The 14371-nt window shown below is 56.8% G+C and carries 12 protein-coding genes; all 12 read left to right on the top strand.

The genetic code is table 11. The features are described from left to right. Positions 1 to 97 precede the first annotated feature (97 nt). The 12 genes from gloA (at position 98) to BAC01S_RS33700 (ending at position 14314) form a co-directional block, all read left to right on the top strand. Complete coding sequence (gene gloA, locus BAC01S_RS08170; protein WP_027794321.1) at positions 98 to 481, top strand: lactoylglutathione lyase; 384 nt, start codon at positions 98 to 100, stop codon at positions 479 to 481. Positions 482 to 1236: 755 nt separating this feature from the next. Further along, positions 1237 to 2646 carry an undecaprenyl-phosphate glucose phosphotransferase gene (locus tag BAC01S_RS08165; RefSeq protein WP_043201587.1) on the top strand — a complete coding sequence of 470 codons (1410 nt, stop codon included), beginning with the start codon at positions 1237 to 1239 and terminating at the stop codon, positions 2644 to 2646. A 95-nt stretch (positions 2647 to 2741) separates the two neighbouring features. After that, a complete protein-coding gene (locus tag BAC01S_RS08160) occupies positions 2742 to 3905 on the top strand; it encodes a polysaccharide biosynthesis/export family protein (RefSeq protein WP_084168362.1) in 1164 nt (387 codons plus the stop codon). Then, positions 3902 to 4345, top strand: coding sequence for a low molecular weight protein-tyrosine-phosphatase (locus BAC01S_RS08155; RefSeq protein ID WP_027794318.1), 444 nt, complete (start codon positions 3902 to 3904; stop codon positions 4343 to 4345). The genes BAC01S_RS08160 and BAC01S_RS08155 overlap by 4 nt, the downstream gene beginning before the upstream one ends. Before the next feature lie 3 nt (positions 4346 to 4348). Next, entirely contained in the window at positions 4349 to 6562 is a 2214-nt protein-coding gene (locus BAC01S_RS08150) for a polysaccharide biosynthesis tyrosine autokinase (RefSeq protein ID WP_027794317.1), read from the top strand. A gap of 47 nt (positions 6563 to 6609) precedes the next feature. Further along, positions 6610 to 7758 (top strand): non-hydrolyzing UDP-N-acetylglucosamine 2-epimerase, encoded by a 1149-nt coding sequence (gene wecB / locus BAC01S_RS08145; protein ID WP_027794316.1) that lies wholly within the window; start codon positions 6610 to 6612, stop codon positions 7756 to 7758. Between the two features lie 28 nt (positions 7759 to 7786). Continuing rightward, the gene (wecC, locus tag BAC01S_RS08140) at positions 7787 to 9037 is read left to right on the top strand and encodes a UDP-N-acetyl-D-mannosamine dehydrogenase (protein ID WP_027794315.1); all 1251 of its coding nucleotides are present in this window, start codon (positions 7787 to 7789) and stop codon (positions 9035 to 9037) included. Between the two features lie 80 nt (positions 9038 to 9117). Further along, complete coding sequence (locus BAC01S_RS30645; protein ID WP_245616535.1) at positions 9118 to 10449, top strand: flippase; 1332 nt, start codon at positions 9118 to 9120, stop codon at positions 10447 to 10449. 52 nt (positions 10450 to 10501) lie between these two features. Continuing rightward, positions 10502 to 11758 carry a hypothetical protein gene (locus tag BAC01S_RS08130; RefSeq protein WP_043201582.1) on the top strand — a complete coding sequence of 419 codons (1257 nt, stop codon included), beginning with the start codon at positions 10502 to 10504 and terminating at the stop codon, positions 11756 to 11758. Continuing rightward, complete coding sequence (locus BAC01S_RS08125) at positions 11755 to 12762, top strand: glycosyltransferase (RefSeq protein ID WP_027794313.1); 1008 nt, start codon at positions 11755 to 11757, stop codon at positions 12760 to 12762. Before BAC01S_RS08130 ends, BAC01S_RS08125 begins: the two co-directional genes overlap by 4 nt. A gap of 60 nt (positions 12763 to 12822) precedes the next feature. Further along, on the top strand, positions 12823 to 13530 hold the full coding sequence (locus BAC01S_RS08120; protein WP_281175880.1) for a WecB/TagA/CpsF family glycosyltransferase: 708 nt from the start codon (positions 12823 to 12825) through the stop codon (positions 13528 to 13530). 4 nt (positions 13531 to 13534) lie between these two features. Next, the gene (locus BAC01S_RS33700; RefSeq protein WP_084168358.1) at positions 13535 to 14314 is read left to right on the top strand and encodes a heparin lyase I family protein; all 780 of its coding nucleotides are present in this window, start codon (positions 13535 to 13537) and stop codon (positions 14312 to 14314) included. The last annotated feature ends 57 nt before the right edge of the window (positions 14315 to 14371 follow it).

Genomic DNA, 14371 nt, shown 5'->3' with positions numbered 1-14371 from the left:
TCATGCTAGAGCAAATCGGCTGCACTTGCCGGCGTCGGCACAGCGCAGGGGATTTTGGTACAGTCCCGTTTTTGACGACGGCAAAACGGAGTACACGATGCGCCTCCTTCACACGATGATCCGGGTCGGCGACCTCGATCGCTCAATCCAGTTCTACACCGAACTGCTCGGCATGAAACTGCTGCGTCGCGAAGACTTTCCCGACGGCAAGTTCACGCTGGCCTTCGTCGGTTATACCGACGAGCGCGACGGCACGGTGATCGAACTCACGCACAACTGGGATACGCCTTCCTATGACCTCGGCACGGGGTTCGGGCATCTGGCGGTCGAGGTCGAGGACGCTTATGCCGCCTGCGCGAAGATCAAGGAGCAGGGCGGCACCGTGGTGCGCGAGGCCGGCCCGATGAAGCACGGAACGACGGTGATCGCGTTCGTGACCGATCCGGACGGATACAAGATCGAGTTTATTCAGAAGAAGTAGGGATGGACCGTGGACGGTGTCGGAAAATTCCGATGCCGTCTTGGAATGCTGTCAAGATTTATTTGTAATTGATATTGCGCTCGACAAATAGAAAAACAATATCGGGCGATTTGCAGAAATTTAAAATTCTGCCTTTTTTACGAAGGAATAAGTGCGGCTATCTGCGCGTTGCGCGGTTTGCACAATAGTTCTCGTTTTGTCCGCATCATCGGGTAATTCCGCTCGTATCGCCTAGACCGAAATATTTCGAAACAAACCCTCGCATCGACAATTTCCAGATAGTGATCTGCGGGTCAGGGCCGCGTCACATCGAGTGCTGAAGTGATATCGAGATGACGTGAGGGCTGTGTGCGCTGCCGCGCGCGGGTTCTTATCAGACTAATCCTATATACGCAAAAGTAATGGCCTACGAGAATTACTTCGTCGGTCATTAACCATAAAGCGATTCGTCGATAAAGGCTCGCGCGTGAATCGTGCGTGAAAGGTGGTGTCCGAGGTGCCCACCTTCAGGTACGTATGGCGACAGTTTTCCTATGCGCACGCAAGCGTCTCCGAATTCACGGAGAGAGGAATGGGCGACGTGTCGGCAGCTTATCGGCCTTCTTGTAATTCTTATTTCTCTTCCCTGACAGATGTACCGCGTGGCTGGAACCCCTTCGAATGAACCTTCGGCAAGCCGTCGCAGCAGGTCTGCGCCCGCTATGACGAACCGTATCGGCAGCGATGCGGCTATCCATTCATCCCTGGAAAGCTCCATGCATTTGCCCGCTCACCGCGATGCCGGCGCACCGCGAGGCCGTAGCGGCACGCTGGCGCGTCTGCTGGACATCGTCGTGATTGCCCTTGGGGCGTCTGTTGCATTGCGTCTCGAGGCGAACGTCGGCCAGCCCGGCTACGACAGCGCCCTCATTGCGTTTGCACTGCTGACTTCCGCTTTCCTGTTTCCGGTATTCGGCCTGTACCGGATCGCCCGCCGGCAGGTCTTCTGGCGATGCGTCTGTATGCCTGCGTTGGCGTGGATCATGGTGCTCGCCGTCGCCATGCTGCTCGTTATCATCCTGCTCGATCCCTATCGTCCCGCCGGCAGCTGGTTTGCACGCTGGGCGCTCATTTCCGGGCTTGGTCTCGTTATCTGCCGGTTCTTCGAACGCTGGCTCAGCTTGCGGCGCACGGACCAGGGAGCCCGCACGCGCGCAGTCGCGATCGTGGGCAGCGGCGCTCATTGCGGGCATTTGCTACGCAAGGTCGGGTCGGCGCCCGATTCGGCCTACCTCGTTTCGACGATCTTCGACACCGGCCTGGAAGCGGGCGCAGCACCGGGCACCATCCCTGCCTTTCGCGACCGCTTCGGCTTCGTGGAATACGTGCGTCGCTACCAGGTCGAGGAGTTGTGGCTCGCGTTGCCGCTCACGGAACAGCAAACGATTCTCGAATTTATCGCACTGTTTCGCAACGATCTGATCAACATTCGTTTCATTCCCGACGTGAGAGGGCTTGCGCTTTTCGAGGGCGAAATGGTCGACCTCGACGGCACGTCGGCCATCAACCTCGTGGGTTCGCCGCTATCGTCGGACGCGCTCCTTGCGAAGAATATCTTCGATCGCGCATTCGCATTGATGGTGTTGTTTGCGATCTCGCCGCTGCTTTTGATCATCGCGATCGCCGTGAAGATTTCGTCGCATGGGCCGGTGCTCTTCACGCAGAAGCGCAAAGGTGCGAACGGCAAGGTGTTCGAAATCTACAAGTTTCGCAGCATGCGCGTGCATGAAACGGCCCATGGCGTCGTCAAGCAGGCTACGCGCAACGACCCGCGCATCACACGTGTCGGTGCGTTTTTGCGCCGCACGAGCCTCGACGAACTGCCCCAGTTTTTCAATGTCCTGCGCGGCGAGATGTCGGTCGTCGGACCGAGGCCGCACGCCATCGAGCACGACACGCTCTACCAGGACATCGTCGAGGGCTACATCCATCGATACCGCATCAAGCCCGGCATCACGGGCTGGGCGCAGGTGAACGGCTTTCGCGGCGAAACAGATCGCGTCGAGAAGATGCAGGGGCGCGTCGAACATGATCTCTATTACCTCAGTAACTGGTCCTTCGGGCTCGACATGCGCATCGTAATCGCGACGGTGTTCAAGGGACTGATACATCGCAACGCTTATTGAATGGCTGGAAAGTGGAAGTGCTGAAACGATCAAAGAAAACGGGTGCTGGCCGCCCGGCGGGGTTCGACGTCCCCGCGCGACTCGCAGGCGCAAGCATGGTCATCGCGCTCTGCGCGGCGCTGGGCGCCTGCGCGGTTGCCCCGGGCATGCGTATGCCGGTTTCGCCGGGTCAATCGACTTCGCCCGGCGCCGCGGGCGCTGAGCCAGGCATCTCGTCAACCGTGGGCGGAGGCTCGGCAACGAACGTGGCGGACGCAACTTCCGCTACGCCGGAAGTGCCCATCACGGAACTCGACGTTGCTTACGTGAAGCAACTTCAGCAAGCGCGCGTGAACCAGCGGAAACAGCAGGCGGATCTGCTTTCGGCTGTTCCGCAGCCTTATGCGATTGGCGCTGGGGACGTCCTGCAGATCGTAGTGTGGGATCACCCTGAGCTCGCTCAGGCTGTTGGCGGTACGCAGTCGCAGGCGTCCACGCGCCCCGGCGACCCCTTCTCGGGCTTCGTCGTCGACCAATCGGGCGACCTGACGTTCCCCTACGCGGGCACGATGCACGTTGCGGGTCTTCGCGCGGAAGAAGTGCAACGTCGTCTGGCGGCGGCGCTCGCTCACTATTTCGTGAAGCCGCAGGTGACCGTTCGTATGGCGTCCTACCGCGCTCATGAGGTGTATGTCGACGGAGAGGTGCGCAGCCCTGGCGTGATCGCCGTCAACGATGTACCGATGTCGCTGTATGAGGCGATTTCGCGGGCCGGCGGTTTTGCCGACACGGCGGACCAGAGCGATATCGAACTCGTGCGCGGTGGACAGTCTTTCCGCCTCAACCTGACAGACATGGTGGCGAGCGGCCTCAGTCCGTCGCGGCTGTATCTCAAGCCGGGCGACATGCTGCGTGTTGTTGCACGCGACGAAAACGACGTGTACGTGATGGGCGAAGTCAACAAGCCCATGTCGGCCATTCCGAAACGCACGGGGCGCATCACACTGGCCGACGCGATCGCTCAGGCGGGCAGCGTGAACTCGTCGACCGCGGACGCGGCGCAAATGTTCGTGATTCGCGGCGCGTTGAACGACAAGCCGCAGGTATTCCACCTGGACGGGCGATCGCCGGTGGCCATGCTCGTGGCGAAGGAATTCGATCTGCAGCCCAAAGACGTTGTCTATGTCGACGGCAATGGCCTTGTCCGCTTCAACCGTGTGCTGACGCTGCTGATTCCGGCAATCAACGCGGGATTGACCGCTGGCCTGGTGGCGAAATGATCGAAACCGTTCTGGTTGTTTGCGAAGGCAACATCTGCCGCAGTCCGTTGGCGGCCGCGATGCTGGCGCGGTCGCTGCCCGGCATCGGCTTCAGTTCGGCCGGCACGCACGCGCTGGTGGGGGAGGGCGCGGACCCGCTCATGGTCGAGCTGGCACGCGATCGTGGAGTGAGGCTCGAGAGCCACGTGGCGACGCCGCTTACGGATGAACGCGTGCGCGCCGCCGATCTGATTATCACCATGACGAAGGCGCAGCGTGAACGGATCGAATCCGCATGGCCCTACGCGCGCGGCAAAGTGTTTCGCCTGATCGAAGGCGAGGGCATTGACATTGTCGATCCGTATCGACGGCATCGGGCAACGTTCGACCTGGCGGTTGCGCAGATCGAACATGGCGTCGCGCACTGGCGCGACGTTCTGGCAGGACAGCAGGTTCATTGAATCATGACTCTTCTTAAGCAAAACACCGTGGCAGATGCGGCGGATGATGACGAAATCGATCTCTCGGAGTTGCTTGGCGTGCTTCGGGAGAACGCCACGCTGATCGGAATCGTTACGGCGGTTGTGTTCGCGATCGGCGCGCTTTATGCGTTTCTCGGTACGCCGGTTTATCGCGCGGATGCGTTGATCCAGGTGGACGATGATTCGGGCATGGACTCGATCAACGACAAGCTGGGTGATCTCGCCTCGTTGTTTCAGTCGAAGGCAACCGCCGATGCCGAAATCGAGTTGATCCGGTCGCGGATGGTGGTGGGCGATACGGTTGGCAAGCTGCATGTCGATATCGACGCCCGCCCGCATTATTTCCCGGTGATCGGTGCGCCCGTCGCGCGTTACAGGTCGCAATTCACCGACGAACTCCTACCCCCGATGCTCGGGATGACCCGCTACGCCTGGGGGGGAGAGCGGATCAACGTCGGTCAATTCGACGTGCCTGCGGCGCTGTACGAGAAGAGGTTCAAACTGACCGCGCTTGACGGCGAACAGTTCGAACTGACCGACCCGGATGGCCATGTTGCGATCCGCGGACGGGTTGGAGCGACCACGGTGGGAAATACCCAGTATGGCCCCGTCACGCTCAAACTATCGTCGCTGCTCGCGCGGCCCGGTACGCGATTCGATCTGCGACGCTACTCCACCCGAGAGACTGTCGCCAGGCTCCAGAAGAAGCTGGATATCGCGGAAGTCACGAAGCAGTCCGGCATTATCAGCTTGAAACTGGACGGCGACGACGCGCAGCGCATCACCGCTATCGTCAACACGATTGCGAGCATCTACGTACAACGCAACGTCGACCGCAAGTCGGCACAGGCGCAGCAGATGTTGACGTTTCTGGGTGACCAGTTGCCCCAGCTTCGTGCCGACCTCGACCAATCCGAAGCGCGATATAACGACTTCCGCGAGAAGTCGGGCGCCATCGATCTCGACGCGCAGGGCAAGCTCCTGCTGCAGACGGTCGTCGATACGAAGACCCAGTTAATCCAGTTGCAACAGCAGCGAGCCGATCTGGTTCAGCGCTACACCGCATCCCATCCGTCGGTTGCTGCCGTGGATGCGCGTATTGCCGAACTGGAGCATCAGCTGGACCAGTACGAACAGCAGGTGACGGCCTTACCCGCGACGCAGCAGACAGCTCTGCGCCTGATGCGGGATGTGAAGGTCAACACCGATCTGTATATGAAACTGCTCGACAGCACGCAGCAATTGCGCGTGCTGAGGGCGGGGCAGCTCGGGAACGTGCGGACCGTGGACTACGCCGTTCTGCCCGAAGAACCTGTTCGCCCCCTGAAGATTCTCGTGCTGCCCATCGCCGCCGTTCTCGGCTTGCTGCTGGGTTGCGCGATTGCGCTGGGCCGCCGCATGCTGAATCGCGGTCTGGAAAGTCCGGCGGAGATCGAGCGCATGGTCGATATTCCGGTCTACGCCATCATTTCGCATAGCGACAAGGAGCTGGCGCTTCGTCAGTCCGTGCGCCGCAATCCGACCAGGCCGGCCGTGCTGGCAGCCGCTCATCCGGACGACGTCGCCGTGGAGGGCCTGCGCAGCCTGCGTACAGCCATGCAGTTCGGCGTGCTCAAACCCGGGAACAACATCGTGATGTTGACCGGGCCACGGCCGGGCGTGGGCAAATCGTTTGTTTCGGTCAACCTCGCAACCGTCCTGGCGGCAACGGGCAAGCGGATTCTGCTGATCGACGCCGACATGAGGCGCGGTGACGTCCACACGTACTTTTCGATCAATAACAAGCCTGGCCTTTCCGAGGTTCTTACGGGACGAAGTCCGAAGGACGTGATTCATCGCGAAGTCTTGCCGAATCTCGACGTGATGATGTCCGGCTCGATCCCGGATCGCCCGGCCGAGCTTCTCCTTCGCGATCGGCTAGGCGAAGTGCTCAAGGAGCTTGCCACCGTGTACGACATGGTTATCGTCGATTCGCCGCCTGTGCTGGCGGTCACGGATCCGGTCGTAATCGGCAAGCACGCCGGTGCCACCTTGATGGTGGTGCGGCATGGCCGTCATTCCGCCGCCGAGCTGCGCGAATGCACGCGGCAGTTGGCGAGCGCGGGTGTGAGCGTAGACGGCTTGTTGCTGACGGACGTACCCGAGCGCGGAACAGCCTACGGCGCATATTCGAACTACGGCAAGAAGCCGGACTGAGGCCGTACGCCTCGAAATCGAGGCGTCGTTCGCGAGGAACAGCATCAATGGAAAGAAAAGTACTACTAACGTTTGGCACGAGGCCGGAAGCAATAAAAATGGCGCCGCTTGTCAGGCGCCTTCAGCGCGAGCCGGGTATTCGCTGCCAGGTCTGCGTGACAGGGCAGCATCGAGAGATGCTTGATCAGGTGCTCAGCCTGTTTGCGATAGAGCCCGAGTTCGACTTGAACGTCATGAAGCGAGGCCAGGATCTCTACGACGTTACGACCTCCATCCTGAGCGGCATGCGCGCCGTGCTCGCGGAGGCGCGGCCGGATCTGGTGCTTGTCCACGGCGACACGACTACGACGATGGCGGCGACGCTCGCGTCGTTCTATACCCGCGTGCCCGTAGCGCATGTCGAAGCCGGTTTGCGGACCGGAGATCTTCTCTCACCGTGGCCGGAGGAGGCGAATCGCAAGCTCACCGGCGCGCTTGCCGCGCTGCATTTCGCGCCTACGGCAAGAGCGCAGCGCAATCTGCTGGACGAAGGCGTACCGGCGACTTCAATTGTCGTCACGGGCAATACCGTCATCGACGCGTTGCTTCAAGTGCGAGAGCGTCTTGCAGCCGACGCCGGACTGCGCGAACAAGCGCAGCGTGCGCTCCCCCGTCTCGACCCGGCTCGGCGCCTGATCCTCGTGACGGGGCATCGCCGCGAGAGCTTCGGCGACGGGTTCGAACGCATTTGCACCGCGCTCGCGCAACTGGCTCGAACCCGGCCGGAAGTGGACATCGTCTATCCGGTTCATCTGAATCCGAGCGTTCGCGAACCGGTCAATCGTCTGCTGACCGGCATTCCGAATGTGCATCTTGTCGAACCGCTCGACTATCTGCCGTTTGTCAGTCTGATGGATCGGGCCTGGGTGATCCTGACCGACTCCGGAGGGATTCAGGAGGAAGCGCCCTCGTTGCGCAAGCCTGTACTCGTGATGCGCGCGACAACCGAGCGGCAGGAGGCCGTGGATGCGGGCGTGGTGCGTCTCGTTGGCACGGATGTAGACGCAATCGTGAGCGGTGTGGGGCAGCTGCTCGACGACCGCGGCGCCTACGCAGCGATGAGCCGGGGTGACAACCCGTACGGCGACGGGTACGCGTGCGACCGGATTGCGAAGGTGGTGAGTGACTGGTTGGGAGCCGCAGATCGTGCGGCATGACCACGTCGGGATAAAAGGCTAGATCATGATGAACTTTGAAACGATTTCTGTTATCGGCTTGGGCTATATAGGACTGCCTACTGCGGCTGCGTTTGCAGCGCGCCGGAAGAAGGTGATTGGTGTTGACGTCAACCAGCATGCTGTCGATACGATCAACCGGGGCGCCATTCATATCGTCGAACCGGAACTCGACATGCTTGTGCACGCGGCCGTGTCGCAGGGGTATCTGCGGGCGACGACGGCCCCGGAACCGGCCGACGCATTCCTTATCGCAGTTCCGACGCCGTTTACCGACGGCCATAAGCCCGATCTCTCATATATCGAAGCGGCGAGCCGTGCCGTCGCGCCCGTGCTGAAGAAGGGCGATCTGGTTGTGCTTGAATCGACTTCTCCCGTCGGCGCGACCGCAAAAATGGCGGAGTGGATGGCGGAGATGCGTCCGGATCTGACGTTCCCGCAGCAAATGGGTGACGCGTCGGATGTGCGTGTCGCTCATTGCCCGGAACGCGTGCTCCCTGGGCACGTGATACGCGAACTGGTCGAGAACGATCGTGTCATCGGCGGCATGACGCGCCGCTGCAGTGAGGCCGCGCGCGACCTGTATCAGGTGTTCGTGCGCGGCGAGTGCATCGTGACCGACGCGCGGACCGCCGAGATGTGCAAGTTGACCGAGAACTCGTTTCGCGACGTCAATATCGCCTTCGCCAACGAGCTTTCGCTGATCTGCGATCGGCTGGACATCAACGTGTGGGAACTCATCAAGCTGGCGAACCGCCATCCGCGCGTCAATATTCTGCAGCCTGGCCCCGGCGTGGGCGGCCATTGCATTGCGGTCGATCCGTGGTTCATCGTCGATTCGGCGCCCGAGCAGGCACGGCTCATTCGTGCGGCACGGACGGTGAATGACGATAAGCCGCATTGGGTAGTCGAGCGCGCGGAACGTGCGGCCAGGCGATTCCGCGAACCGTTGATTGCCTGCCTTGGATTGGCGTTCAAGGCGAATATCGATGACTTGCGCGAGAGTCCGTCGGTTGAAATCGCAAAGGAACTGGCGGGGAAATTCCCGGGGCAGGTGGTTGCGGTGGAGCCCAATATACGCAAGCTGCCGCCCGAACTCGATGGGCGTGTTGGCCTCTGTGACCTACGCACGGCAATGGCCGAAGCGGATGTGATCGTGATCCTTGTCGACCACTCCCAGTTTAAACAGGTCGACCCGATTCGCTTGCAGGCAAAGGTGGTGATTGATACGCGTGGTGTTCTGAGCAGTACGCCGGCCTGAGTCCGACGATCAACCAGAACTGATCCGTAATTATGTGAACGCGGTAGCTCTCCATTTTGTGGGGCATACCGCGTGATGTGTTGAGAAAAAAATTGGCCAAGCGAGATAACGGTACCGAGGAACGAGGCGCTGCCGCCGGCATTGGACGAAACTTCATCGCAATGATGGTTCTCCAGCTTGGCGCATACGTCATGTCCTTTGCGACATTTCCGTATCTCGCGCGGGTGCTAGGACCGCACGAGTTCGGTGTCTTCGGATTTGCGACGGCTGCCGCAACCTATGGCACTACGTTGACGGAATGGGGGTTCAATTTAAGTGGGCCCAAAGCTGTCGTTGAAAATCGGACCAATCAGGACGCGTTGAATGAGTTGATCTGGTCCATCATCGGCGGCAAGGCAATTTTGTGCGTCACTTCTCTCGTTATCCTTATCATTGCGCTCCAATTCAATACCCAGCTGGCAGCTGATTTTAAGGTTGTGCTTTGCTCATGGCTTGCCGTTGTAGCCAATGTCTTTACGATGTACTGGCTTATGCAGGGGTTGGAGCGCTTTAAGACACTGGCCATTGTGGTGCTGATCGCTCGTGCCACTATGCTGCCGCTGACTTTCATTTTCGTGAAAGGGCCGGGCGACGTTGTTGCGGCTGCCATGATCCAGGCCGGCGGCCCTTTGGCCGCTGCACTGTTATCTCTTCTTGTCGCATTTGAAACCGGAGTATTGCGGCGTCCCGCGGTATCCCCGAGGGCGATCTGGAGGAGGTTGAGGCAGGGAGCGGATATGTTTGTCGCGACCGCAGCAGTAAATTTATTTAGCTCAGCGAACATTGTTATTCTTGGTACGACCGCAGGCGCATATGCCGTTGGTGTGTACTCGGCTGCGGACAAAATAAGAAATGTCGGGAATATTATACCGGCGCAGATCAATCAGGTCTTTTTCCCGCGAATATCTGCCCTTTTCAAGGCGCGTCGTAACGAGGCTGCACGATTGACGGTCCTCGGGGTGGGAGCCGTTCAGCTATCGACCATTGTTGTGGTCGCCGGCTTTTTCTGTGGTTCATCAAATATATCGAACTTTGTCCTCGGCGCGAAGTACGACGGCTCGGCCGAAATCCTGAAGTTGCTTGCCTTGTGCGCTCTGGTAGGCAACCTTTCATATTTTATCGGTTTGCAGATACTGGTTCCCTTCGGAGGCGCACGGAAGCGCTCACTGATCATGCTGATAGGGGGGATAGTGAATGTCGTAGCCGTGATCCTTGCGAGCCCCCGGTTCGGAGCCAAAGGCGCCGCTGTTTCGCTGTTGATTTCAGAAGCCATTGTCCTTCTTCTGTATGGAATTTTGATTATTTCAAACAGGGAATTGAGGCGCTATTGCATATCCGGCTGTGTGCCATTGAAGAGATGGATTTGTTCGTAGTGGATGTGTCATTCGATATGTTCGAATCGGCATAGATCAGGTTTTGAATGAAATGATTTCCCGTCAATATCAGGATGTTCCGCATGTGGTAGATAGGCAAGTAAGTGCATCAGCATTTGGTGCATGGCTTATCGCATTATCCTATCTGACTTTCTGCATTTCAGACATGATGCTGTCCGTTCAAGATGACAGATCGGTTGTGGTGAAGTTGGCAGCATTTGGTTTGTTGGGGATGAGCGTCGCCCTGAGGCCGCGGTTCCATAAATATATCCTGCTGATCGGTCCGCTAATCGTGGTTCTTATGATTGGGCTGATCCGTTCATTCAATTTGGTCGCGGGTATCGACGAGCTGCAAAGGTTCATATTTCCAATTGCAATAACCATTGCGCTTTATGCGTACAGAGATAGATTGCGTGTCGTCGTACTCATGTTTTTCTTTGTTGTTGTAACGAACGATATCTTTCAGTGCTATTTTTACGCAGCCTATATTCTGAAGCTGCCGCTACTGCTCCCTGTCCGAATCGACTCTGGTCTCTACCTCCGTGCTCAGGGGTGGATAGGTTTTTTCTCGGAATTTGGGTTCATGAATTTCTGCGCATTACTATTGTTGACACTGGGAAAAAACAGAAAGCGAACTGGTTTGTGGAAATATTGCATCGTGATATTTTCAATTCTTAGCTTCTCTTTTAAATTATTTGTGGTTCTTCTTGCATATCCGGTCGTGTTGAAAACGATCAGGGGAAAGGCATATATTTTGGCGCTCGCCGGAATAGCACTCGTTGTTTTTGCATTCACGCTTGGATTTTTTGATCAGATCCTGGCCCTTGCTGAATCGAAGATATCGTTTTATATCGTGGCGGGAAATTCTGCCCGGGCGGAATCGTACAGAGTCATGTGGGAGTCGCTTATTCGGGGAAATTTCCTGGGTGAAGGGCTTGGATCTTTTGGTGGTCCCGCATCGGTGAAATATAATTCTCCGTTATACAGCTATTATCATTTCAATTGGTACGGTATGCAGGATATTCTTAAGACAACTGATACGTTTTATCCTCATTTGTTCGTCGAGTTGGGGCTGCTGGGTGGAGTGTTGTGGTTATTTATTGTCGTAATGTATGGACAGCGCTATGTGACAAATAGAATATGGATCTATGTGGTTGCAGCTTTCTTGTTCGACAACGCATTTTCGCTCGCAATCTTATCGCCATCCTACGTTTTCCCGGCGCTGCTGGTTATGTATTGGATATCTGAACAGAAGGAACGCAGCAATTCCCGGATGCCTGTATCACTTGCGGGGCGAGCATCCCGATGAAGATATTGGTCGTGACAAACATGTATCCCGGTGCAAATCAGAATCACGTTACGCAAGGGATCTTTGTTGAAGAGCAGGTTCAGGCGCTTCGAGTCGCCGGGGGGGATGTCGACGTCCTGACGATAGACGGATTCCGTCGTAAGTTCAGCTACCTGGAAAGCCTGGTTCGGGTGATGTGGGCGGTAAAAAGGCGAAGATACGACATAGTGCACTATCACTTCGGCCTCTCGGCTATATCCGCGCCGTTGGTCAAGCTTGGTACGGGAGCTCGGGTATTCGTCACCTTTCACGGATCAGACGTGATGGGAGGTGGTTTGACGCGAATCGCCTCACTGCTGGCGGCAAAATTTTCAGATGTTTGTATTGTGGTGAGCGAAGAAATTCGAGGTCGACTTGGAGCGATCCCCAAGGCATGTTTTGTCATTCCATGCGCAGTCAATGAGATTTTCTTTTCACCGAATCTCAATCGAGAGGACCGCGATCAACAAGGCCAGGTCGTAGTTTTCCCGTCTTCACCGAAGCGAGCCGAAAAAGACTACCCGCTATTTACCAAAACACTTGAAATAGTCCGCTCCAGATGGGGAATTAACGTTACCGAACGCCATATCGACGGTTTATCCAGAGTGGCTGTGCGCGAGCTGCTAGACACCGCGGATTGTATGTTGATGACGTCCCATAGGGAAGGGTCCCCGCAGTCTGTCAAAGAGGCCATGTCGATGAGATTGCCCGTTGTGTCGGTGAACGTCGGGGATGTCGGCGTTATGTTGAAGGATTGTCCGGGCAATGCCGTCGTTGCAAGTCGGGATCCCGAGATATTGGCCCAGCAGGTGGCTGGAATACTGACGCTGGGTACGCGCTCCAAAGGGCGTGATCGGTTGTCCGAGCTGGGATATTTTTCCGGGAATATTGCCTGTCGATTAATGAGGCTCTACGAGGACGTTGTTGAAGGACAGCTGTCTGACCGAAATAGCGGTGCCGGGACCAGGACGAATGAAATTAATTAAATAGCAGGAACGAACATGCGAAGAATGAATATATTTAATTGCCCTATGGATGTGGCGACGATGGATGAGATGGTGTGCTGGATCTCGGATCGGGTGAGGCAGCGGATCTTTACCCAACATGTTGTTGTTAATGTCGCCAAGATAGTCAATATGCGTTCTGACCGCCGTCTTGCCGATTCGGTTCGCAACTGTGACGTCATCAATATCGATGGTATGGGCGTTGTCTGGGCGGCTCGAATTTTAGGTTACGACGTTCCTGAGAGGGTGGCCGGAATCGATCTATTTAGTAATCTGATCGCAAAATCTGAGGAAGAGGGGTTGCCGGTATTTTTTTTGGGTGGGACTCAGGCGGTCGTGGAAAAGACAGGCGAAATATTAGCGAAAGGGTATCCAAAATTGCAGATCGCCGGGCTTCATCACGGATATTTTGAGGAAAATGAAGAAGCGGTTGTAAATCAGATAGCCCGATCTGGGGCGAGGTTGTTATTCGTGGCCATCAGCTCGCCGAAGAAGGAGATTTTTATCGATCGCTGGAAAGATAAGCTTGGCGTGAATTTTGTTATGGGCGTGGGCGGTACGTTCGACGTAATCGCCGGGCAAGTCCGACGGGCGCCGTTGTGGATGCAGAAGTCAGGATTGGAATGGCTGTTCAGGGTGATTCAGGAACCTCGTCGGATGTGGAAAAGATACCTGATTACCAATTGCAAATTTAGCGTAATGCTTTTGCGCGAAAGAATGATGACCCTGTTTAAGCCCACGCTGGGGTAAGTGTGTGAACAGCATCTACAGAATTTTGGCGCTGGCGATAATCACGCCGCTCATATTCGTCGATTGCTCTGGTCCGTCGAAAGATGCCGGAATAGGCGAATATATTTTCAGAAGCAGCTGGAAATCCGGCATAGATGAGCGCGTCGTCGTACAGGCACCGCCGGGAGCGATATCGGTTGTGCAAGGGCATAATTCAGACAAGTCGCTTGTGAGGGTATCTGTTCGCCGCAGCGACAACTTCAACGGTGTCGCGAACGGTACGCCGAGAGCAGAGTTGGCATTTGCAAAAATCTTTCATTTCATACCGGGAATTACCTACGAGGTGGCGTGGTCGACAGGGATTCCGGAGAATTATCAATTTGACTCGCGGCAGCCGGAATTATTTACGCAGATACTGCAAGGGCCCAAAGGAGGATTGGGGTCTCCGCCTTTTTCGATCAGATTTGTCAATGGCCGCTATCAGGTGGAAATCAGGGACGCACGCGATGATCCTGCGCATATATTCGTGTTCGGCAATCCGGCTTCAGATCGAGGCAAGATGATCAACTGGCGGCTGATTTACAAAGCAGATCATTCCGGCGTGAATTCCATCACCGAACTGTATATGAATGGCACGCGCGTCGTTAACTGCCCGGGGTGCGGAAATGCATATAAAGGAGATGCCGATTCATATCTGAAAATCGGCATATACAAATGGTGGTGGAAATCACGCCCGACGGATGTTGAAGATCGGACTCTTTATTTCGGCAACGTGGAGGTCAGGCGTGTTGACGGCATGCCCTGACTTTTTGGGCGGGATATAAATAAAGCATAGCAGACTAGTGGCGGCTGCCATATCTTC

It is taken from the genome of Paraburkholderia acidipaludis NBRC 101816, assembly GCF_000684975.1.
In the GTDB taxonomy this organism is placed as follows: domain Bacteria; phylum Pseudomonadota; class Gammaproteobacteria; order Burkholderiales; family Burkholderiaceae; genus Paraburkholderia; species Paraburkholderia acidipaludis.
The sequence above is the reverse complement of the archived record's forward strand: the minus strand, read 5'-3'. Positions and strand labels throughout refer to the sequence as shown.